The sequence below is a fragment of the Rhodoferax sp. ZS1R8 genome, assembly GCF_056521325.1.
Map to the genome: position 1 here is coordinate 1,016,908 of NZ_JBWMBA010000001.1, position 21,764 is coordinate 1,038,671.

18 protein-coding genes are annotated in these 21,764 nt (G+C 55.7%); 16 read left to right on the plus strand and 2 right to left on the minus strand.

Features of this window, described 5'->3' with window-relative positions; translation table 11 throughout:
* Positions 1-34 precede the first annotated feature (34 nt).
* The 14 genes from AC097P_RS04765 (at position 35) to AC097P_RS04830 (ending at position 18,571) form a co-directional block, all read left to right on the plus strand.
* Positions 35-2,674, plus strand: coding sequence for a CHASE2 domain-containing serine/threonine-protein kinase (locus AC097P_RS04765; protein ID WP_479609468.1), 2,640 nt, complete (start codon positions 35-37; stop codon positions 2,672-2,674).
* A gap of 7 nt (positions 2,675-2,681) precedes the next feature.
* A complete protein-coding gene (locus AC097P_RS04770) occupies positions 2,682-3,467 on the plus strand; it encodes a Stp1/IreP family PP2C-type Ser/Thr phosphatase (RefSeq protein WP_479609208.1) in 786 nt (261 codons plus the stop codon).
* Between the two features lie 48 nt (positions 3,468-3,515).
* The gene (locus AC097P_RS04775; protein WP_479609209.1) at positions 3,516-4,184 is read left to right on the plus strand and encodes an FHA domain-containing protein; all 669 of its coding nucleotides are present in this window, start codon (positions 3,516-3,518) and stop codon (positions 4,182-4,184) included.
* 55 nt (positions 4,185-4,239) lie between these two features.
* Positions 4,240-6,489 carry a CHASE2 domain-containing protein gene (locus AC097P_RS04780; RefSeq protein ID WP_479609210.1) on the plus strand — a complete coding sequence of 750 codons (2,250 nt, stop codon included), beginning with the start codon at positions 4,240-4,242 and terminating at the stop codon, positions 6,487-6,489.
* Positions 6,490-6,499: 10 nt separating this feature from the next.
* Positions 6,500-7,291, plus strand: a complete 792-nt coding sequence (locus AC097P_RS04785) for a 3',5'-cyclic-nucleotide phosphodiesterase (RefSeq protein ID WP_479609211.1) — start codon at positions 6,500-6,502, stop codon at positions 7,289-7,291.
* Complete coding sequence (locus AC097P_RS04790) at positions 7,288-9,708, plus strand: GspE/PulE family protein (protein ID WP_479609212.1); 2,421 nt, start codon at positions 7,288-7,290, stop codon at positions 9,706-9,708. The genes AC097P_RS04785 and AC097P_RS04790 overlap by 4 nt, the downstream gene beginning before the upstream one ends.
* Positions 9,709-9,885: 177 nt before the next feature.
* On the plus strand, positions 9,886-10,461 hold the full coding sequence (locus AC097P_RS04795; protein WP_479609213.1) for a pilin: 576 nt from the start codon (positions 9,886-9,888) through the stop codon (positions 10,459-10,461).
* A 267-nt stretch (positions 10,462-10,728) separates the two neighbouring features.
* A complete protein-coding gene (locus tag AC097P_RS04800) occupies positions 10,729-11,304 on the plus strand; it encodes a pilin (RefSeq protein WP_479609214.1) in 576 nt (191 codons plus the stop codon).
* A 97-nt stretch (positions 11,305-11,401) separates the two neighbouring features.
* Positions 11,402-12,169, plus strand: a complete 768-nt coding sequence (tfpZ, locus tag AC097P_RS04805; RefSeq protein WP_479609215.1) for a TfpX/TfpZ family type IV pilin accessory protein — start codon at positions 11,402-11,404, stop codon at positions 12,167-12,169.
* A complete protein-coding gene (locus AC097P_RS04810; protein ID WP_479609216.1) occupies positions 12,166-12,846 on the plus strand; it encodes a pilin in 681 nt (226 codons plus the stop codon). The genes tfpZ and AC097P_RS04810 overlap by 4 nt, the downstream gene beginning before the upstream one ends.
* The gene (locus AC097P_RS04815) at positions 12,824-14,362 is read left to right on the plus strand and encodes a PglL family O-oligosaccharyltransferase (protein WP_479609217.1); all 1,539 of its coding nucleotides are present in this window, start codon (positions 12,824-12,826) and stop codon (positions 14,360-14,362) included. The genes AC097P_RS04810 and AC097P_RS04815 overlap by 23 nt, the downstream gene beginning before the upstream one ends.
* Complete coding sequence (locus tag AC097P_RS04820) at positions 14,349-16,370, plus strand: phosphoethanolamine transferase (RefSeq protein WP_479609218.1); 2,022 nt, start codon at positions 14,349-14,351, stop codon at positions 16,368-16,370. The genes AC097P_RS04815 and AC097P_RS04820 overlap by 14 nt, the downstream gene beginning before the upstream one ends.
* A 4-nt stretch (positions 16,371-16,374) precedes the next feature.
* A complete protein-coding gene (locus AC097P_RS04825) occupies positions 16,375-17,007 on the plus strand; it encodes a fused MFS/spermidine synthase (RefSeq protein ID WP_479609219.1) in 633 nt (210 codons plus the stop codon).
* 1 nt (position 17,008) lies between these two features.
* Positions 17,009-18,571 carry a spermidine synthase gene (locus AC097P_RS04830; RefSeq protein WP_479609220.1) on the plus strand — a complete coding sequence of 521 codons (1,563 nt, stop codon included), beginning with the start codon at positions 17,009-17,011 and terminating at the stop codon, positions 18,569-18,571.
* A gap of 42 nt (positions 18,572-18,613) precedes the next feature.
* On the opposite strand, the gene moaC is transcribed toward AC097P_RS04830, so the two are convergent.
* Positions 18,614-19,102, minus strand: coding sequence for a cyclic pyranopterin monophosphate synthase MoaC (moaC, locus tag AC097P_RS04835; RefSeq protein WP_479609221.1), 489 nt, complete (start codon positions 19,100-19,102; stop codon positions 18,614-18,616).
* A gap of 324 nt (positions 19,103-19,426) precedes the next feature.
* Between moaC and AC097P_RS04840 the strand changes: the two genes are divergently transcribed.
* Entirely contained in the window at positions 19,427-20,902 is a 1,476-nt protein-coding gene (locus AC097P_RS04840; protein WP_479609469.1) for a M48 family metalloprotease, read from the plus strand.
* Here AC097P_RS04840 and AC097P_RS04845 read toward each other — a convergent pair.
* Complete coding sequence (locus AC097P_RS04845) at positions 20,870-21,223, minus strand: phage holin family protein (protein ID WP_479609222.1); 354 nt, start codon at positions 21,221-21,223, stop codon at positions 20,870-20,872. The two genes, AC097P_RS04840 and AC097P_RS04845, sit on opposite strands and share 33 nt — an antisense overlap.
* 81 nt (positions 21,224-21,304) lie before the next feature.
* Between AC097P_RS04845 and AC097P_RS04850 the strand changes: the two genes are divergently transcribed.
* Positions 21,305-21,715, plus strand: a complete 411-nt coding sequence (locus AC097P_RS04850) for a DUF3717 domain-containing protein (protein WP_479609470.1) — start codon at positions 21,305-21,307, stop codon at positions 21,713-21,715.
* The last annotated feature ends 49 nt before the right edge of the window (positions 21,716-21,764 follow it).

A 21,764-nucleotide genomic window follows, 5' to 3' on the forward strand; every position in this document is an offset into this window, starting at 1 on the left:
GTTTGCAGGCGTAGCGATCGTCGTCGGGGTCATCGTGCTCAATGCGGCGACCGATTTCATTGGCACGCTCGAACGGCGTTTCTACGACTTCGCCAGCACCACCACGTCTCGCCAGCCGTCTGACCGCATAGCCGTTATTGCCATCGACGACCAAAGTATTGCCAACCTGGGCCGCTGGCCCTGGTCCCGGGACATCCATGCCAAGCTGATCGACAAGCTGGCCGCGGCCAAGGCCAAGACCATTGTTCATACGGTTTTCTTTTCGGAACCGCAAGTGGACCCAGGCTTGGCCTTCATACGCAAGATGAAGACCGCATTGGGTTCGTCACCGGATGCGTCGGCGACCAATGAACAACTGACCGCGTTGATTGCTGAAGCTGAAACTGCGCTGGATACCGATGCCATTCTGGCGCGCAGTATAAAAAACGCAGGGAATGTATTACTCCCGTCGTTTTTCACGCTGGGCGATCAGCAGGGCAAGCCTGACACAGTTTTGCCGGACTTCGCCCTCAAAAGCGCATTGGAAGATCCCACCGGATTTTCTATATCTTCAGTGCGTGCACAAGAGCCCATCGCTGCCATCGGAAGTGTGGCGGCGGGTGTTGGACACCTCAACCCTTACGTGGATCCAGTGGATGGAGCCATTCGTCGCGAGCCGTTATTGGTAAATTATTATGGAAAGGCAGTCCCTTCAATGTCTTTGTTGGCTGCCGCCAAAAGCTTGAATTTGTCGGCCAGTGACGTCCGCATGAACGCCGGGCAGTCCGTGCAAATAGGGAAGCTGCGGGTTAAAACTGACGAGTCGGCATTAATGCTTCCGCAGTTCTATAAGGGTCGCGATGGCCGACCAGCCTTCGCCGTTGATTCTTTTTACGATGTGCTGAGCGAGAAAATCCCGACGTCAAAATATGCAAACAAGATAGTGGTAATCGGGGCCACAGCTGTGGGTGTTGGAACGCTATTCCCTGTGCCAGGCTATCCGGGACTAACGCCAGCAGAAACTATTGCCCACATCACATCCAGCATCCTAAATGAGCACTTCATTGTCCAGCCGACTTGGGGTGCCTTGGCAACCTCTGGCCTGTTCCTACTAATTGCTGCCTACGTGATCTTTGCATTGCCGCGGCTCTCTGCTGGCATGGCCGCGACTGCTACGGCGATATTGTTCGTCGTTTTGATTGCCCTGGAGTTTGGTCTGTTGTCGACATCCGCCATTTGGCTGGAGTTGGTCTACCCGGCTACCCTGTTGGTGCTGGGCCACTTGGCACTAACGACCAAGCGCTTCCTTGTCACCGAAGCCGGCAAAGTCCAGGCAGACGAAGAGTCCGCTGAGACCAACCGCATGATGGGTCTTGCTTTGCAGGGTCAAGGTCAGCTGGACATGGCGTTTGACAGGTTCCGCCGCGTCCCAATGAACGAAGCTGTGATGGGCAATTTGTACAGCCTGGCCATGGACTTCGAGCGTAAGCGCCAGTTCAACAAAGCCGAGGCTGTCTACGAGCACATGGCTGCTTTTGACAAAAACTACAAGGATGTCAAGGCCAAGCTCAACCGCGCCAAGAACCTGTCCGAGACCGTTATGCTGGGCGGCGCTGGCGGACACCCGGGTGGCACGATGTTGCTGGATGGTGGTGCGGTAGAGAAGCCGATGCTGGGCCGCTACCAAGTCGAGAAAGAATTGGGCAAAGGCGCTATGGGCGTCGTATACCTGGGCAAAGATCCAAAAATTGGCCGGGTGGTGGCCATCAAAACCATGGCGTTGAGCCAGGAGTTTGCGGGCGACGAACTGGTGGATGCACGGGAGCGCTTCTTCCGCGAGGCTGAAACAGCGGGGCGCCTGCAACACCAGAACATCGTGACCATTTTCGACGCAGGCGAGGAACACGATCTGGCCTACATCGCGATGGAATTCCTCAAGGGCAAGGATCTGGCGGATCACTGCAAGGGGGACCATTTACTGGCTGTGCCTATCGTATTGAGCATTGTGGCGCGCGTCGCGGAGGCTTTGGCTTACGCACACAAGCAAAATGTGGTGCACCGCGACATCAAGCCGGCCAACATCATGTACGAGGTACAGAGCGATACCGTCAAGGTCACTGACTTTGGCATCGCTCGTATCACCGACTCGAGCAAGACTAAAACGGGTCTCGTGCTCGGGACACCAAGCTTCATGTCGCCGGAGCAATTAGCTGGCAAAAAAGTGGACGGCCGCTCAGACCTGTATTCGCTAGGGGTCATGTTGTTCCAGATGTTGGCGGGGGTGTTACCATTCCGCGGCGATTCGATGTCTGAGTTGATGTACAAGATAGCCAACGAGGAAGCGCCCGATATACGCATTATTCGACCGGAATTGCCGCCAAACTTGGCCGATGTGGTGGCGCTGTCGTTGAGCAAGAGGCCTGAGACGCGCTACCAGACAGGCGACCAGTTTGCTGCGGATCTGCGTAGCGTCATAAATCAGATGTCCGGGTCAGCACCAACCGCTCCTTCAGTCATGTCTCGCACGCCTGGAGAGCCAGCCCCCGAGAAAACCGTGGCTTTTACATCGACTGTGCCGGGCACATCCGGCAGCGGTCAAGGTAAAGTCGACTTCAATGCAACCGTACCCGCATCCGCAGCGGATTTTGAGAAAACTGTCGTTCAACGGGTGAAGAAACCCGGCGAAGCGGATTGAGTACCCCATGAACTACCATTTTTGTGCAAAGACAGACCCCGGCCGGGCGCGCGATAACAACGAAGACTCGGTGGCGTACGACGAGGCTTCCCTCACAGCGGTCTTGGCCGACGGGATGGGTGGCTACAACGCCGGCGAGATCGCTAGCGGTATGGCGACTGCTTTCATCAAATCCGAGCTCAGCCGGTGGCTTACCGAAGCGGGAAACGGCGTTAAGGCTAAAGAGGTGCGCCGTGCGATGGAAATTTGCGTTGACAACGCCAACCGCTCCATTTTCAATTCCGCAAATTCCAACGCGAACTACGCCGGAATGGGTACTACGCTCGTTGTTGGTGTGTTCCGGGACGACAAATTGGTACTGGGGCATATTGGCGACTCACGGTGCTACCGCCTACGGGCCGGTCTGCTGGAGCAAGTGACAAAAGACCATTCGCTGTTGCAAGAGCAAATGGACGCCGGACTGATAACCCCCGAGCAGGCTGCTACCTCTTCCATCAAAAACTTGGTGACTCGGGCACTGGGTGTTGATGAGTCCGTGTTGTTGGAGGTCAATGAACACCAGGTGCAGGTCGGTGATCTCTACCTGATGTGTTCGGACGGGCTGTCCGACATGATCGACGATGACGCGATCAGTAAAATTGTTACTTCGGAATTGACACTTGAGCAAAAGGCGACCCAGCTGATTGATCACGCTAATGAAAACGGCGGCCGAGACAATATTTCGGTACTGTTGATTGAAGTGCATGAGGCGCCAGAAAAGCGCGGTTTAATCGCACGATGGTTGGGGAAGTAAGATGCAGCAGCGTTTTCCAGAAACAAATTACAGAAAAAGGAGTCGATCATGCCGAAAATGATCGTTTCGATCGATGAGGTCGTGATCAAGGAAGTACAGCTCACCAAGGACAAGACAACCTTGGGTCGCAGGCCGTACAACGATATCGTGATCGACAACTTGGCTGTCAGCGGTGAACACGCGGTGCTTCAGATGAGTGGCGGTGACGTGGTGCTGGAAGATCTCAACAGCACCAATGGCACCTATTTGAATGGCAAAGCCGTCAAGAAGCAGCAACTGCAGAACGGCGATAGCATTGAAATTGGGAAATACAAAATCAAGTTTGTCGGCGATGGTGAAGCCGATAACTTTGATAAGACCATGGTGGTTAAGGCCCGGCCTCCAGGAGGAGTCCCCCCCGCGCCACCGCGGCCAGCGGCGTATGTATCGGGCGGAGACTCCATGGGCATGGGCGCCTTCAACGCGTCGATCAAAGTTTTGTCGGGCGCGGCGTCAGGACGTGAAGTTCCATTGACTAAAGTCGTCACGACGATTGGCAAGCCCGGTGTTGCCGTTGCCGCTATTACCCGCCGCCAGCAGGGATTTGTCGTACACCATGTGGAGGGTGCCGGCAACCCCACATTGAATGGCGCACCTATCAAGGCCGATCCGGTCGCGTTGAAAAATGGAGATCTGATCGAGTTGGCTGGCACCCAGATGCAATTCGTACAGACCTGAAGGTCTGCGCTATTTTGGCTGAGTCCATTGCGCGCCAGTTTTCGAGGTGATGCGCATGAAAACGGTAGCTAAACATTGGCAACGGATTGCGGTTACGCTGATCCCGCTGGTATTGGTATTGCTCCACGCCACCGGGATCATGTCGTTTGGCACGATGCAAAGGATGGACGATGTCATTTATGACACCCGCCTGCGTGCGACGATGCCCAAGACGATGGATGAGCGGATCGTTGTTGTGGACATCGATGAAAAGAGCCTAGCCGAAGTGGGCCGCTTCCCGTGGGGGCGTAACAAGCTAGGCCGCCTGGTCGACATTCTTTTTAGCCAACAACATATAGCCTTACTTGGCTTCGATATTGTCTTTGCCGAGCCAGACGATAGCTCGGGCCTGAGCCGCCTTAACGATCTGGCGCGCAATGAACTAAAAGACCAGGCGGGGTTTTCTGAACGGCTCAAGCAGTTGCAGCCGGAACTGGATTACGACGCACTGTTTGCCAAGTTGCTCGAAACCCGCCCCATCGTTTTAGGCTATTACTTTAGCAGCGATGGCGATGGCCGGACCGTGGGCACTCTGCCCGCGCCAGTGATGGACAAGGGGGATCTAAAAGGCCGCAATGTTGAGGCCTATGCCTGGACTGGCTATGGCTCCAATATCGATATTCTCGCCAAGGCCGCGCCCGTGGCGGGACATTTCAACACCACGCCAGACATTGACGGCGTCGTGCGCTCATTGCCGCTGCTTGCGGAATACCAGGGGCAATACTATGAATCGTTAGCGCTTGCGATGTTCCGCCGATTGGCCGGGTCACCGAGGGTAGTGCCAGGCTTCTCCGACGAGCAGTGGCTTGCCCGCAGCTACCAAGGCTTGGATAGGATTCTGCTAAAGGAAGGAAAGTCCTCGTTGACCATACCGGTCGACAAGCACATTGGGACCTTGGTGCCCTATCGGGGACCGGGCGGTGTAAAAGGCGGCTCGTTTCGGTATGTGTCAGCTGCGGATGTGTTGGCTGGTCGGCTACCGGTCGACAGTCTGAAAGACAAAATCGTTCTGGTCGGCACAACGGCGCCAGGATTGCTGGACTTGCGGGTAACGCCAGTAGGCCAGGTTTATCCGGGTGTGGAGGCGCACGCGAACCTGATATCCGGGTGGTTGGATGATAAGGTTACGCTCAGGCCGGATTATGCGGTGGGCTATGACGTATTCGTGCTCACCATTGCAGGTTTACTGCTGGCCGTAGGTTTGCCGCTGTTGTCAGCCCCGCGCGCGGTGCTTCTCAGCGTTGGGGTTTTAGTGACCGTTACGGGCATAAACACCTGGCTCTATCTGGGTTTTGGCTTGGTGATGCCACTGGCGGCTGCGCTGGTCATGACCCTGACGGCTTTTGCACTGAACATGAGTTACGGCTACTTTGTGGAGAGCCGCTCCAAACGTGAGTTGGCGCACCTGTTTGGAACCTATGTGCCTCCCGAGCTGGTTGACGAAATGGTCAAGGACCCCGATAGCTACAGCATGAAGGCCACCAGCCGAGAGCTGACGGTCATGTTTTGTGACATGCGGGGCTTTACAAAGATGTCGGAGCAAATGGAACCGACCCAGCTTCAGGAATTGTTGACGGGCGTTTTCAGCGAGTTGACCACCCTGATCCGTGCCAATAGGGGCACCATTGACAAATACATGGGCGATTGCGTCATGGCTTTTTGGGGCGCACCGGTCGAGACGCCTGAGCACGCCAATCTTGCAGTGAAGTCGGCTATGGAGATGGCCAGTGCGGTACGTGGTATTAATGCGGACCATCGGGCTCGAGGATTGCCGGAGATCGGCATCGGAATTGGCCTCAACACAGGAACAATGTGTGTAGGAGACATGGGCTCCAATATCCGTCGAGCCTATACCGTAATTGGCGATGCTGTGAATTTGGGCTCGCGGCTCGAAGGTTTGTCCAAAGCTTACGGCGTCGACATCGTTGTGAGCGAGTCAACGCGTAAACAGGCTGCTGACTTTGTGTGGCAAGAGCTGGACCGGGTCCGTGTTAAAGGCAAGGAGCAAGCGGTTGCCATATTCTGGCCGATGGCACCGACCCCGCAGTTGAGTGATGCTGCGGCAACAGAACTTAAAACCTGGGTGTCCTTCATCAAGGCGTATAGAGCCCAGAACTGGGACCAGGCTGATGTCCTGATGATCAATTTAATGCGCATGAACGCCAAAAAATTCCTTTACCAAATGTATTCCGAGCGGGTAGCCTCCATGCGTCTACTCCCATTCGATCCTGAATGGGACGGGGCAACCAACTTCGAAACCAAGTGAGGCGTGCGCCGTGAAAGTTCGTGTACTAGGATGCTCTGGGGCCATCGCCAAAGACTGTAGGACTACATCGTTCCTCATTGATGGCGAAATCCTCGTCGATGCGGGGACCGGGGTTGGGGATCTGACGCTGGATGAAATGCGTGGCATCGACCATGTGCTCTTGACACACTCCCACTTGGACCACGTAGCTGCTCTGCCGCTCATGGTTGATGCCATCGCAGCGCAGCGCAAGACGCCGTTAAAAGTTCATGCCCTGGCGGGAACGATTCAAGCCCTCAGGGCTCATATCTTCAACAACGTCATCTGGCCGGACTTTTCCCGTATCCCAACGCCAGAGGCACCCTTTATCAGCTTTCATGAAATCAAGGTAGGGCAAACAATACAGTTATCGGACAAGTATGTTGAAGTTCTACCGGCTGTGCATACGGTGCCAGCAGCCGGCTTTGCGATCACATCCGGACATGGTTGCTGGGTGTTTACCGGGGACACTGAGCGAAACCAGGCGTTTTGGGATCGCGTCAACCAACTCAACGTTGCCATGCTAGTCATAGAAACTGCATTCAGCAACCGCGAAAAGGACCTTGCCAAACGCAGTTTGCATTTGTCTCCAACAGTGCTGGCAAACGAACTGGATTGCATAGCCAAGGGCAAAAACTACCCTATCTATATCACCCACACCAAACCTGCAGAGACAGAACTCATCATGGCCGAGATACAACGGTTTGACCAAACCCAACCATTTGGCCCCAACGTTACCCACGACATCCGAAGAATGCATGCTGGTCAGGAGTTTGATATATGAGCGCCGTAGTGACGCCGGGCGCATCGGACAAGGCATCCGAACAAGCTTTTTTTGAATCGCAGAAGCAGCCGTCTCAAAAACGGGGTATGACCTTCGAAGCCCTGTTCTATAGGCAACTGCACCACGTTACTGCCCGTATTCACGACACCGAAAACCTGGAGCAGATCATGCTCGAGGCCAGTCAGGATATCTGTAAATTGTTGAACGCGGATCGGCTGACTTTGTACGCGGTTAATGAAGACCAGAGTGCTATTGTTTCCAAGATCAAGACTGGACTCAATAGCAGCAGCGACCTGAAACTGCCCATCTCACCGCAAAGCATCGCAGGGTATGTGGCATTCAGTCGCACATCGCTGAACTTGCCGGATGTGTACGACGACGAGGCCCTCAAACAGATCCACCCGGCTCTGACTTTTCTGAAAGTGGTCGACAAACGCTCGGGCTACCGCACCAAGCAAATGCTGGTAGCTCCCATTCTGGAAGGCAAGACCCTGCATGGTGTATTGCAGGTCATCAACAACAAGAGTGACGAGCCCTTTGGTGACCTAGAGGTCGACGGCGTCTCCGAACTGTGTAAAACGCTGGCCACTGCCATACGGCAGCGCGCCAATGGGGCGACAGTCGCTCCGCCAAAAAAGGCCACCAAGTATGACGCCCTGGTGGCCGATGGCCTGCTGACGGATGAAGAGTTGGGCCAGTGCATCTCGGATGCGCGATCAGAGGGTAAGTCCGTTGAGCACCTGCTCATGGCGCAGTACAAGATTAGACCGCTTCAAATCGGTCCCTCACTCGCAAAGTTTTTTGGCGTGCAGTACGAGGCGTTCAACAGTGGGCGTATCCGTTCGGAAATGCTGCATGGCTCGCTCAAACGTGACTTCATTGAAGAGCAGGGTTGGATTCCGCTTGAAGAGTCACCGGAAGGGCTGGTCATCATGTGCATGGACCCCGAGGCCGTGCGCGGCTCACGCGTGGTGCCACAGGTATTCCCGCGTATTGCGAAATTCTCCTACCGGGTAACCACGCAGACCGAGTTTCTGGAGACGCTCGCCCAACTCTTTGGTGCCGTCGCCGACACCAGTACCATCGATCAGCTGTTGGCCGATATGGATGGCGGGCCTATTGATGACGGCTCCAACGATGATTCTCTGGAGTCCGCGGCTGCGGATAACGAACTGGTCAAGTTTGTCAACAAAGTCATCATCGATGCCTACAACCAGAAAGTGTCTGACATCCATATAGAGCCCATGCCGGGCAAGTTTAAAACAGGCATCCGCTTTCGCATTGACGGAAGCCTGGTGCCTTATGTGGAAGTGCCCGCCCACTTTCGCTCGGCCATGGTCACGCGGCTGAAGATCATGTGCGATCTGGATATTTCCGAGCGCCGCAAGCCGCAAGACGGCAAAATAAAATTCAAGAAGTACGGCCCGCTGGACATTGAATTGCGGGTCGCCACCATTCCGTCCGCTGGCGGCGTGGAAGACGTGGTCATGCGAATTCTGGCGGCTGGCGAACCTATCCCCATGGATAAGTTGGGCCTTACCCCCCACAACAAGGAGCGGCTCGAGGCGACGGTTAGCAAGCCCTATGGCCTGTTCTACGTATGCGGCCCCACCGGTTCGGGCAAGACGACCACCCTGCACTCTATCCTCAAGTTTCTCAATACCCCAGACACCAAAATCTGGACGGCGGAAGACCCGGTTGAAATTACCCAAAAGGGCCTTCGCCAGGTTCAGATCAACAAAAAGGCCGGTATCGACTTTGCGCTGATCATGCGGGCTTTCTTGCGGGCCGACCCCGACATCATCATGGTCGGCGAGTCTCGCGACAAGGAAACGGTTTCCATGGGCGTGGAGGCCTCGCTCACAGGCCACCTGGTTTTCTCTACGCTGCACACCAACTCGGCGCCTGAATCCATTACGCGCTTGATGGACATGGGCATGGACCCTTTTAACTTTGCGGATGCGCTGCTCGGCATCCTGGCGCAACGGCTAGCCAAGAAGCTGTGCGATTGCAAGGCCGCCTACGTGCCCAACGCAGACGAGTTCAAGCTATTCTTGACTGAGTATGCGGAGGAGTTGCGCCATTCCAAAGCATGGAAGGCCGATCTGGAAGGTGAGCGTAAAAAGCTGGAAGACAGCTGGCTCAAGACCTATGGGGAAGATGGCAAGGTCAAACTGTACAAGGCCGTCGGTTGCGACAAGTGCAACAAGACCGGGTACAAAGGGCGTATCGGCTTGCATGAACTATTGGTGGCCGACGACGGTGTCAAGAAGCTCATCCAGGAACGCGCCCGGGTAGCCGAGCTCTTTGCGTCTGCCGTCGAGGGCGGCATGCGGACCCTGAAGATGGACGGCATGGAAAAGGTCATGATGGGCCTGACGGATTTGAAGATGGTTCGGCAGGTGTGTATCAAGTAGTTATAGAGAACATGACAATAGTGTCATGCCAAACAATGTTGCGCCAAAAATTGCCCATGGTTTACTCCGCTTTTGTCGCAATTGCGGTAGCTAACCGCCGTTTGAAGACCTGAAACCCCTGGCACGAATGCTGCTAAACAGTTATTGTTAGTTCAACTTTTCACCAAGGAGTTTCATATGAAGCGTTCTCTGCAACAGGGTTTTACCCTAATCGAACTGATGATCGTGGTCGCGATCATCGGCATTTTGGCTGCTGTGGCTTTGCCTGCCTATCAGGACTACACCATCCGCGCTCGCGTAACGGAAGGTTTGAGCCTTGCCGAGTCTGCTAAGTCACAAGTAGGAACCGACGGTACGACTGCGACCGACCTGACCACGTTGGCGACCACTTGGAATGCGCAAAACGGTGGTGCGGCTGGAACCGGCGTCAACAGTAAATATGTCTCATCTGTCAACATGACTGGAGCCCCTGGCGCGACGCAAGGTGAAATTATTGTTACCTTTATTGCGTCCACTCTGGGTACTTCTGGCACCTTGGTCTTGGCGCCTTTCCGCCGCACAGTGGCAGGTACTTCAACCAGCGCATCGGCCGCCGTCAAACTGGGTACAGATTTGGCCGCTACTCCACCCGCAGGTGGCGTGCTGGATTGGGGATGTGCTTCACTTACCCAAGCTTCCGCCAATGCGCAGAACATGACCGGCATCACTCCAGGCTCCTTGGCAGCCAAATACGCACCCTCAGCTTGCCGCTAATAACACCCCGCAGCTTGCGGGTTGTGAGAATATTGAAAAAGAGCGCTTCGGCGCTCTTTTTTTCTTTGTGGCGTTCAAGTTGATTGACCTGTTTTAGTAGAAGCGTGACGCTAGTGTCACGCCGCATGCTATCCCACCAAAACTTGCTCCAACGTTGTGCTACTTTTGTCACTATTCCCGAGGCTGCGTGAGAATTAAGGCTCTAGAGCGCCTGGCACGGAGCTTGCTGAATTAATAGGCATTTCTCCATCAACCAAGGAGTTTCATATGAAGCATTCTCTGCAGAAGGGTTTTACCCTGATCGAATTGATGATCGTGGTCGCAATCATCGGTATTTTGGCCGCTGTGGCTTTGCCCGCCTATCAGGACTACACCATTCGCGCTCGCGTAACGGAAGGTTTGAACCTTGCCGAGTCTGCTAAGCAACAAGTTGGAACCGACGGTTCGACTGCGAGTGAACTGACCACGACGGCAACCACTTGGAATACGCAAAACGGTGGAGCGGCGGGCACCGGCGTCAACAGTAAATATGTCTCATCGGTCAACATGAATGGAGCCGCTGGCGCGACGCAAGGTGAAATTACGGTCACCTTTATTGCGAGCACTCTGGGTACTTCTGGCACGTTGGTCTTGGCGCCTTTCCGCCGCACAGTGGCAGGTACTTCAACCAGCGCATCGGCCGCCGTCCAGCTGGGTACAGATTTGGCCGCTACTCCACCCGCTGGCGGCGTGCTGGACTGGGGATGTGCCTCGCAAAGTCAAACTTCCGCTAATGCGCAGAACATGACCGGCATCACTCCAGGCACCTTGGCAGCCAAGTTTGCGCCTTCAGCATGCCGCTGATAGCGCCCACACCCTGCGGATCGTGACGCAATCGCAATAGAGCGCCTTGGCGCTCTATTTTTTGAACGCCTATCCCCTGGAAATTGCCTTCAGCCGTATGAACCTCCCACCTCGCGCCTCAGCCGCCCTCAAGGCTGCCAGCCTTCACTTGCTGTGTAGTCTAGTGTTCGCAGCGTTCGCGGCCGGGCTGGTATTTGGTCTGTGGTACCCGTTTCCCTACCGCGAATTGTCGGGTGGTCGAGAGTTGTTTTTGTTGATTGTCTCAGTGGATGTGGTGTGCGGGCCTTTGTTGACCCTGGTGTTGTACAACCCTGCAAAGCCGCGTAGCGAGCTGTGGCGCGATCTGGGACTGGTGGTGCTGATCCAATTGGCCGCCATGGGCTATGGGTTGTGGACCGTGTGGCAGGCACGGCCCTTGTTTCTGGTGCAAGAGGTAGACCGTTTCAAAGTGGTGGCGGCGCCTGATCTGCGCGGAGCTTCCATCGCAGGGTTGCCGGCGGCGCTGCAACCGGGCTGGTTTTCGGGACCGGTCACGGTGGCACTACGCGAACCTAAAGATGCTGAGGAGAGGAAGACGGTATTGTTTGAGTCGCTTCAGGGCGGACGCGACTTTGCCGAACGGCCTGAGTTCTACCTACTTTACGAAGGTGCTGCGGCGCTAAAGGCGCTATCACGTGCGAAACCGCTAGCAGTGTTTTTGCAAAAGCAACCCTCACAAGCCGCGAACGCACGCGCTCTGGCCACCGAGCTCGGTGCCGACATGGCCCAGTGGCTGTATTTGCCTGTCATGGGTCGACAAGACTGGGTGGCCATACTCGACAAGCAGGGACAGATTCAGGGTTTTCTGCGCGGCGACGGGTATTGAGCGGGCAGCTCCCAAGGCTGTATTATGTAAATGCGAATACGGGCACTATTCGACAATTTCCAACCAAGGGGTTTGCAATGAAACGCGTAATGTACAACGGATTTACCCTGGTCGAAATGATGATCGTGGTTGCCATTATTGGTATTTTGGCTGCGGTCGCTTTGCCTGCCTATCAAGACTACACAGTGCGCACGCGTGTAACCGAAGGCTTTTTGATCGGTGCGGGCGCAAAGTTGGCTGTGGCGGGCGACAGCATCAACACGCCGGCAGACTTGTTGCGAGCAACTGACAACTGGAATATTCAAGCCGGGGGCTCTGGCGCAAACAGCAAATACGTGACCTCGGTTTGTGTCGGCGCAGTGGCCGCCGCCGCCGCTTGCCCTGGTGCTGGTGCTGCTGCTCAAACCGGCGTTATCTCTATTACCTATCGGGCCAACAGCGTGGGTGTTGGTGCGACTCAAAATTTGTTGTTGCTATCGCCATATGTGCAAACCGCAGCCGGGGCAGGCAATGCCATAACCCTGGCAACAGCGCTAGCAGCAGTTCCGCCCATCGTGGGAGACGTCGTTTGGGCCTGCACTTCTGCCACACGCGTAGTAGGAACCACGCTTAGCACTGGCACACCGCCAGCAGTCGGCACTATGCTCGCAAAATATGCCCCTGCACAGTGCCGCTAGGGCGCTGAACTACGGTCGTCTGCACCTATGGTTCATGGGGCTGCTGCTGGTCTTGCCCTGGCTCAACCCGTTCACATCAGGGCCTGCGCCCGGTGTCTTGCCATGGCTGATATCTGCTTTTTGTACGGCCAACCTGTTGCTAATGCGTCGTATCCCCCCTGCCGAACTGACTGCTACAGCTTGGGTGCTGGCTGCAAGTATTAGTGCGGCGTTTGGGCTGGTGCAATATTTTGGATGGGCTCATACATTGAGTCCATGGGTTAGCCTGACCCATGCCGGTGAGGCTTTTGGCAATTTGCGCCAGCGCAACCACTTTGCTACCCTGACCAGCATTGGCCTGATAGCGCTCATAGCCCTCGAAACCCAGCTGGGTGCGCAGGCGCCCGGTAGCCGCGTTTGGCGTCTACCCGGGTTTGCTCAACTGGTGATGGTGCTGCTGGCCGTTGGCAATGCGGTTAGCAGCTCGCGCACGGGGTTGTTTCAGTGGTTGCTGATTGTGCTGTTCACCGCATGGTGGGGGCGGCCTGCCCTGCATGGACAGGGGCGACAATCGGTGTTTGCTGCGCAGGCCTTGTTCGTCTACTTCATCGCGGTGCTGACGCTGCCCTGGCTGCTGACGGCGGTGACAGGGGTGACCAGCGGCGGTTTGTTTGGTCGTTTGGCCGACGCGCAGGGCTGTAACAGTCGTCGGGTTTTGTGGTCTAACGTGCTGACGTTGATCGCCCAAAAACCGTGGTTGGGTTGGGGCTGGGGCGAGCTAAGCTATGCGCACTTCATCACGCTGTACCCTGCGGAGCGCTTCTGCGATATTTTGGACAATGCACACAACTTGCCGCTGCATCTGGCGGTGGAATTGGGCATGCCGTTTGCGACCGCGTTTTGCGCTATGGTGGTATGGTGTGTCGCGCGGGCCAAGCCCTGGCGCGAGACAGACCCTACCCGTCAAATGGCCTGGGGTGTGCTTGCCGTCATTGGCCTGCACAGCATGTTGGAGTATCCGCTTTGGTACGGCCCGTTTCAGATGGGTGTGGGTCTGAGCATGTGGCTCTTGTGGCCCACGCAAGCCCGTTCCACAAATAGCGCTGCGGATTTTCATGTGTTAGCCTCCGTAAAAAGTGGATATAGCGCTATTGTTTTAATAGCAGTTTTGACATTTGTGGCTTGGGGCTACTGGCGCGTCAGTCAGTTGTACCTGCAGCAAGCCGACCGCGCAATAGCCTACCGCGACGACACCCTGGAGAAGGTGCGCAGTTCCTGGTTGTTTCAAAAAGAGGTGCAATTTGCCGAACTTACCACTACGCCGCTCACGGCAGAGAATGCTTCGCAGCTCAACGGCATGGCAAAGCGACTACTCCATTTTTCACCAGAGCCTCGAGTGGTCGAAAAAATCGTCGAGAGTGCCACTCTGTTGGGGCAGTATGACGAGGCGTTGTACTACTTGCAAAGGTTTAAGGCAGCCTTCCCGCAGGAACAGGTAGCTTGGGCGAGAGCGTCATCTCGCCATGAAACTCCATAACGTGTCGCTGAAGATTGAACGCACAACTGCTAACTTCCGTCGCGCTTGGCCATTTCTGCGTGTGGGCATAATCGCCCGGTCATTCAGCACCCTGTTGGATTCCCTTTCTAAGTGGCTAGGCTGGTCGTCTGAAATACGAATCTCTATAGATAGGATTCTTGTGAGTTTTTGGAAGAAGCGTTTCTGGCCGGGGTCGACTGCGCCTATTGGTTCAAATGCGTCAGTCAGTTGGTGGGTGCTCTTGACGTTGATTCTTATAGTGAATCTACCGAACATGCTGCCGTGGGAACGGGTGCAGTACCCTACTACTTACCACATTGATTTGGAAGAGCGATTGCGCAAGTGCTTGTGCTTGACGGCCTTGTATTTCAGCTTGTTCTCGAAGTTTTCGCGTTCCTGGCTGGTGTTGTGGGTTTCCTGCCTGTGGTGGATGCCCGTTTCACTGGCGGTTCGCTTTGTAAACATTACGCCTATCACTAGTTCATTGGTAGGGATCTTCCTAGAAAGCACGCCGCGTGAATTGATGGAGTTCTTTCTGACGTTGCCGTGGGCCTTCTATGCATTGTTTGTAGCCCTAAATGGCGTGTTCTATGCAGTCTATATTTGGCTAAGGCATCGCCCGCAATGCAGTTGGTCGACAAAGCAACGCTTGGTCTTCGGCGCTCCTGCTCTTGCGATGGCAATTTTTTTCAATGCAATCTCTTCGCCGGTGCCAGCGTTTGTTTTGACCGCGCGTGAATCTGGCTCTGGTGTTTCAGATCTGTTCCAGAGCGGACAATCTCAATCCGCCTCGGACTTGGCGTGGGCTTACCCCTACGAATTGGGATGGGCCTACAAACAGCATGCTGCTGAGCAGCGTGTTGTGCAAACTGCCATAGCAAAGATGAGCAGCAGTACGCAGGCTTTGCACTTCAAGCCCGGCACAACGGGGCCGGAGGTCGTGGTGTTGGTTTTGGGCGAGTCGTCAAGTCGGGAAGATTGGCAATTGTTCAGTCCTGCCTCCGCACCAACTACCCCTCGGTTACAGACTAGACTTTTGAAAGATCAAGGTCTGATTCCGTTTACGAATGTTGTGGCTCAGTCAAACGCTACCCGCTATGCAGTGCCCAGTATCCTGACGGATCAACCCTTGTATTGGCCTGATGGCAAGGCTAACCCCAACGCCACGTCTTCCATCATTCAGATCGCTCAGCGGTCGGGCTTTCGAACAGCTTGGCTCTCGAACCAAACCTCGGGTGGGAAATACGACGGCCCAGTGGCGATCTACGCAAAAGAAGCACAGAGAGTGGCATTTTTTAACCCTTCAACATTTGCCCGCCCTGGCTCCTATGATGATGTATTGCTGCCTGTGTTGCGCAGGCACTTGCAGCAGTCCTCCAAAGTTTTTGTAGTGCTCCACACCATGGGGAGTCATTTCCAGTTCGCGCACCGTTACCCAAAGGAATTCGACCGTTTTCAACCATCTCTACAACAGAGTGTCCTGCAGGAAGCGAACGCGGGTACCCCAGAAGCAATCCACAATGCCTATCGCAACAGCGTGCTCTACACCGATTTCGTGCTTGAGGAAGTGATTGGTTCCTTGGAGGCATTGGGGCGATCGGCAGTGCTTGTGTATGTCTCGGACCACGGGCAAGGTTTGTCAGCGCCGGACTGCAAGACAAACGCGCTCAATCGCACGATGGCGCGAGCCTATGAAGTACCGGCATTGGTGTGGCTCAGCGCCGAGTACCGTACCCAATATCCGGCAGTATTGCCACAGTTGGCCGCACATGTGAACCAACCTTACACCACCCAGGCGGTGTACAGAACTATGCTGGATTTAATGGAGGGCCTAGCCTCGGAAAATGCAATGCAGACCGGTAGCGCCCCGAGTTTCCTGAGCGCTCCAGTTTTAGCGCACCCTCAAATGGTCGTGTCACCCGATATGCTCTGGGTCGACTTTCAGATTGCAAAGCAAGCCGACCAATGCCGAATATCTGCCCCACGACATCTAGCGAAAGCCCTTTGAAACTATGAATCGACTCATCTCTCTTTTGCTGCTTTTGACGTTCTTTGCTTCTGGCAGCGCTGCCTTGGTGTATCAGTTGGTCTGGCAGCGCTATCTGTTCAACGGCCTCGGGGTGGACATTGATTCGGTCACGCTGATTGTCTCCACATTCATGCTGGGCATTGGTTTAGGAGGCGCCGCAGGCGGTTGGCTGGCCGACCATTACCCGCAACAAAGGGTGCAATGGTACGCGGCAGCGGAGCTAATGCTGAGCATCATTGGTGTCAGTAGTCCTTTGCTGCTGGGTTTTTTGCCGAGCCTGAATGCGTTGGGCTGGAGTTATTGGAGCATCTGTGCCGTGGCCATGATTTTGCTATTGGTGCCCACCTCGATCATGGGAACCACACTTCCACTTCTCACAGTGGAATTTGACGAAACCCGCGAAAATGTTGGTGTCTCGGTTGGGATGCTTTACTTTTTCAATACGCTTGGCGCAGCATTTGGCACATGGATGGTGGGAGCCGTGTTATTCATGCAGTATGGCCTGCGTATAAGCGCCTACAGCGCTGCTGCTACCAATTTGCTTTGCTGTGGCTGCGCGATCATTGCCTACTGGATTCAAAGGCGCAAAAAATCATTTCAGTTAGGGCGCATTTGATATGACAAATATTAGAGCCGCAAGATTCATCAGCTTTTGGACGGGCTTTTGTAGCCTATCGCTAGAAATTGCCTGGGTACGGTTGTACGGTTATGCAAACCAGAGCACGCCTCAGGCGTTTGGCTTCGTTTTGACGGTGTACCTGCTGGGCATTGCTGCTGGCGCACAATTGGGTAAGCGCATCTGCCGGTTGAATGATCACTCCGATATTGAGAGGCACAGTGTGGTCACGCTATGCATTTGCGCCGTGTTAGCCGTTTTGGCTCCGCAGGCGTATATGCTGTCCGGGGAATTTATTTTGAGCGATTTGTCCGCGCCGTTGGGTATGTTTGTGACGGCGGCGGGCTTGTCTGTGCTTTTCCCTATTACCCACCATTTAGGAACTCCGAAGGATTCTGCGTGGAGTGGGACGCAAAAAGGCAAACACTTTTCAAAGGTGTACTTACTCAATGTGATGGGCGCTGCCATTGGCCCCCTTGTTACGGGTTATATCTTGCTGGACATCTTTACCGTCTCACAGGTCTTCTTCTTATTGGGCTGCGTGCTGGTAGTTATTGCTGTTTTCTCCATCTGGCTTTACAAAATGACGTTCGGGCGAGCTTGGGCAGTCGGGGTGTTGATGACATGCATGGTCTTGTTGGCGATAGGGCGACAGAGCTTACAAGACCCGAATTCATTTGCCCGTGAATTTTCAAGTTTCGGACCAAAAAAAGTTCACGCGGTGCTAGAGAACCGACATGGGATCATTGCAATTTCAAAGGAAGATGTAGTTTTGACAAGGACGTCGCGTTTTGTGGATTTTGGCGTCTATGGTGGGAATGTGTACGACGGCAAAGTAAATGTTGATATAGAGCGCAACACCAACGGGCTTCAGCGTCCGATGGCAATGCATATATTGCAGCCCGGCGCAAAGCGAGCGCTTGTCATCGGTTTGTCAATCGGCTCTTGGTTGACGGTACTGGAGGGATTTCCTGGTATCAAGGATATAGATGTCATTGAAATCAACCCAGGCTACATGCAAATGGCACAAGCCTTTCCTCCCCAAGCGCGTGCGCTGCAAGATCCCCGAGTTAAATTACATGCGGATGATGCAAGGCGATGGCTGCAATTCCATTCGCAGGAGCGCTATGACATCATTTTGATGAACACCACTTGGCATTGGCGTTCCAATAGCAGCATGCTGCTATCACAGGAAATGATGCGACTATTGCAGCAACACTTGTCTCCCCAAGGCGTTTTGACTTTCAACGCCACGGGTTCGGTCGATGCGTTTTACACGGCGACGCAAGTGTTTCCGCAGGTGAGGCGGTATGAGAATTTTATTTATGCAGCAGACTGGAATTGTTTTCAGGCAGTCAGCGCACCCGTGACGTGGGAGAAGCTAAGAGATGTGACGATTGACGGTAAACCTGCTTTCAAGGCTGACTCGCTTCAAATCCAGAAGTTTGCAAGCACGCCGTTTGTGATGATTGAGGACGACCTCAAGAAACTAGGGCGAGTCCCCGAGATTATTACGGACGACAATATGCTTGTGGAGTACCGACGAGGTCGATATCGTAATTGAGGGGTTGTGTTCGTCGCAGTATGTTATGCGAGGCAAGCAACTTCAGTCAGCCACAAAACTCCCTGACTTGCCCCCATGTTTTTCCAACAGCTTGACCTCTGTGATGACCATGCCGCGGTCAACGGCCTTGCACATGTCGTAGATGGTGAGCAGGGCGACCTGCACGGCAGTCAGCGCTTCCATTTCCACGCCGGTGGAGCCGACGGTTTCCGCGGTGACATCGCACTGCACATGAGCGGACTGGGTTTCCGTGGCTTGAGCGATGGTGAACTCCACCGCCACACGGGTCAGGGCAATAGGATGGCACAGAGGGATGAGGTCGCTGGTCTTCTTGGCACCCTGGATCCCAGCAATGCGAGCTATGCCCAGCACATCGCCCTTCTTTGCGTTGCCCGATTCGATCAAGGCCAAGGTCGTGGGCAACATCTCTATGCGCCCGCTGGCCCTAGCGATCCTGTGGGTGGCTTGCTTGCCGGCCACATCGACCATGTGGGCTTGGCCCTGGGCATCAAAATGGGTAAGGTTCTGCACTTTGGAGTCTTCAAAATAGCGGGGATGGCCCAAACTGGGAGAGGGTGAACTTTACCTGTCCTTGACGCAGCAGGGAGTTTTCGCAAGTTAACCTTGAATATCCGAACGGACACGACAGCCAATTTCTGCGGCAGCCACCATGCCATTGGACCCATTTTGAAAAAACACCTTAAGAAAAATTATCCTCTAGCCCTCGCCGTTGTTGGACAGCTTGCTATCTATATTGCAGCAAGCGGGTTTGTCCCGGCGGTTTATGCGCAGACAAGCAGCGTAGCCACCACGCCCTCCACCACCGGCCTCCCCAACCTCGGCGATGGCACCGACATGACCCCCAGCGCCGAGCGCCGCCTGGGCGATCGTATCGCCCGCGAACTCTACCGCGACCCGGATTACCTGGACGACGCGGTGTTGATGGAGTACGTGCAGGGAATCTGGCAGCCACTTCTGGCGGCTGCCCGCCAGCGCGGCGAACTGTCGCCCGAACTGGACGAAGCCTATGCCTGGGAAATCCTGATGGGCAAGGACCGTTCGGTCAATGCCTTTGCGCTGCCCGGTGCGTACTTTGGCCTGCACCTTGGCTTGATGGGCATTGTGACCAGCCGAGACGAATTGGCTTCTGTGTTGGCCCACGAACTGAGCCACGTCACGCAGCGCCATATTTCCCGCATGATGACGCGCCAGAGCCAGCAGGCGCCGTGGTTGCTCGGTGCCATGATTCTGGGTGTACTAGCAGCCAGCAAGAGCCCCAACGCGGCCAATGCAGTCCTTGCGGGCAGCCAGGCGGTCAGCGCGCAGACCCAACTCAACTTTTCGCGTGACATGGAGCGCGAGGCTGATCGGGTGGGCTTTACCGTGTCTACCCAGGCAGGTTTTGCGCCCGAGGGCTTTGTCTCCATGTTCGCTAAGCTGCAACAATCGTCCCGGTTGAACGACGCGGGCAATTTCCCCTACCTGCGCAGCCACCCACTGAGCACCGAGCGCATGGCCGATATGCAGTCGCGTATCGAACTCCCAGACTCCGCAGCGCCGGCTCCTCGGACGGCGCGCAAAAACGTGCAGGAAGCTGACCACGCCATGGTGGCTGCCCGTGCGCGGGTATTGTCCAATTCCACCGTCGATGCCTTGCGCACGTGGTCGATTGATGCGGAGAGCGACAACTTGGCCAAGCTGTCTTCCGCCCAGCAGGCTGGCACCCTGTACGGCGCCACCCTTGCCGCGACTAAATTGCGAGACTACAAGGCCGCCCAGGCCTTGTGGTCGCGCCTGACCGACAGCGTGCGCAAGGATGCGGCCGCATCCCGCCTGGCCCGCTTGTTGGGCGTGGAACTCAAGTTGGCGCAAACCGATGGGGCTGGTGCCCTTCGCCTGCTCCAGAATACTGACAGCGCTTCGGCCAAAGCGATCACCAGCCGCGCCGAACTGTTCCTGATGGCGCAAGCCCAGTTGCAGCTGGGTACAGCTGCACTCCCCGCGGGAGGCAGCACCCGCCAGGTGAACAGCTTGGCAGCTACCTCCCAAAACCTGCAAACCTGGGTGGCCGACCACCCGCGCGATGCCCAGGCCTGGCAATTGCTGTCCAGCACGTATGCCGCAGAAGGCCGCACGCTAAGCTCCATTCGCGCCCAGGCGGAGATCAGTGTTGCCCAGCTGGACTACCCGGCCGCGCTGAGCCGCTTCAAGACTGCGCAGGAATGGGCCCGCAAGGGCGGCGAAGGAACCGACCACTTCGAGGCGTCCATCGTGGACACCCGCACCCGCCAGGTGGAGTCAATTGTTCGGGAACAGGCGCTGGAGCGCTGAGTCGATGACGATGCCCAGCAGCGTGTAGATCAGCGAGCCGATCAGCGCCGCCGCGAAGCCGCTCACGCTAAAGCCCGCCAGCAGGCTGGCCGCAGCCCAAAACATCAGCGCGTTAATGACAAACAGAAACAACCCCAGCGTCACCACGGTCACCGGCAGCGTCAAAATCACCAGGACGGGCCGCAGTACGGCGTTCAAAAGCCCAATGACCAGGGCTGCGATCAATGCAGAAGAATAGCTTTGGATCTGCACGCCGCTATACAGGTAGGCCACGGCCAGCAGAGAGGCTGCGCTGAGCAACCATTTTGCGATGAGTTTCATGGTTGCAAGAATAGCACTCGGCAACGACCGTCGGGCTATGATGCGCGTCCCTTGCCCCGATCCATTCCGAGCTGCGCCGCCTTGCCCCCCATCCACATCACCGACATCGAATCAGCCATTAACTTCTGGCGCGCCCGCGAGCCATCCCCCGACGGCGTGACGCTGCCGGCGCCGACGCGTGCGCTGGCGGAGGTGTATGCCTGCATGGTGTACGAGCGCCGTTCGGAGGTGGACGTGGTGGCATGCTCGGCGGCGGCTTACGCGGCGTGGTTGGCTTGGTACGACAGCACGCCGGATACGCCGTGTATCGCCATCTGCTCGACCAGCCAGGGAGACGAACTGTGCAAGGGTTGCGGCCGCACCTTCGAAGAAGTGCAGCTGTGGCCGGGCATGGACCCGGTGGAAAAGCGCGACACCTGGTACCGGATCACGGCCGAGGGCACGGCCTGGCGCTTCAACAAGTACGCCGAGCGGGCCTCGGAACGTCTCTGAGATTGCTACAAAATTAGTAGCTGCTTACGCCCATCCTGTGAGGGCTAGC

Excerpts from the sequence above, each read along its gene's own strand:
- AC097P_RS04825 (WP_479609219.1), top strand. The coding sequence starts at position 16,375 with ATGAATCGACTCATCTCTCTTTTGCTGCTTTTGACGTTCTTTGCTTCT.
- AC097P_RS04830 (WP_479609220.1), top strand. The coding sequence starts at position 17,009 with ATGACAAATATTAGAGCCGCAAGATTCATCAGCTTTTGGACGGGCTTT.
- AC097P_RS04815 (WP_479609217.1), top strand. The coding sequence starts at position 12,824 with ATGCCCCTGCACAGTGCCGCTAGGGCGCTGAACTACGGTCGTCTGCAC.
- AC097P_RS04840 (WP_479609469.1), top strand. The coding sequence starts at position 19,427 with ATGACCCCCAGCGCCGAGCGCCGCCTGGGCGATCGTATCGCCCGCGAA.
- AC097P_RS04820 (WP_479609218.1), top strand. The coding sequence starts at position 14,349 with ATGAAACTCCATAACGTGTCGCTGAAGATTGAACGCACAACTGCTAAC.
- AC097P_RS04790 (WP_479609212.1), top strand. The coding sequence starts at position 7,288 with ATGAGCGCCGTAGTGACGCCGGGCGCATCGGACAAGGCATCCGAACAA.
- AC097P_RS04775 (WP_479609209.1), top strand. The coding sequence starts at position 3,516 with ATGCCGAAAATGATCGTTTCGATCGATGAGGTCGTGATCAAGGAAGTA.
- AC097P_RS04800 (WP_479609214.1), top strand. The coding sequence starts at position 10,729 with ATGAAGCATTCTCTGCAGAAGGGTTTTACCCTGATCGAATTGATGATC.
- AC097P_RS04780 (WP_479609210.1), top strand. The coding sequence starts at position 4,240 with ATGAAAACGGTAGCTAAACATTGGCAACGGATTGCGGTTACGCTGATC.
- AC097P_RS04770 (WP_479609208.1), top strand. The coding sequence starts at position 2,682 with ATGAACTACCATTTTTGTGCAAAGACAGACCCCGGCCGGGCGCGCGAT.
- AC097P_RS04795 (WP_479609213.1), top strand. The coding sequence starts at position 9,886 with ATGAAGCGTTCTCTGCAACAGGGTTTTACCCTAATCGAACTGATGATC.
- AC097P_RS04845 (WP_479609222.1), bottom strand. The coding sequence starts at position 21,223 with ATGAAACTCATCGCAAAATGGTTGCTCAGCGCAGCCTCTCTGCTGGCC.
- tfpZ (WP_479609215.1), top strand. The coding sequence starts at position 11,402 with ATGAACCTCCCACCTCGCGCCTCAGCCGCCCTCAAGGCTGCCAGCCTT.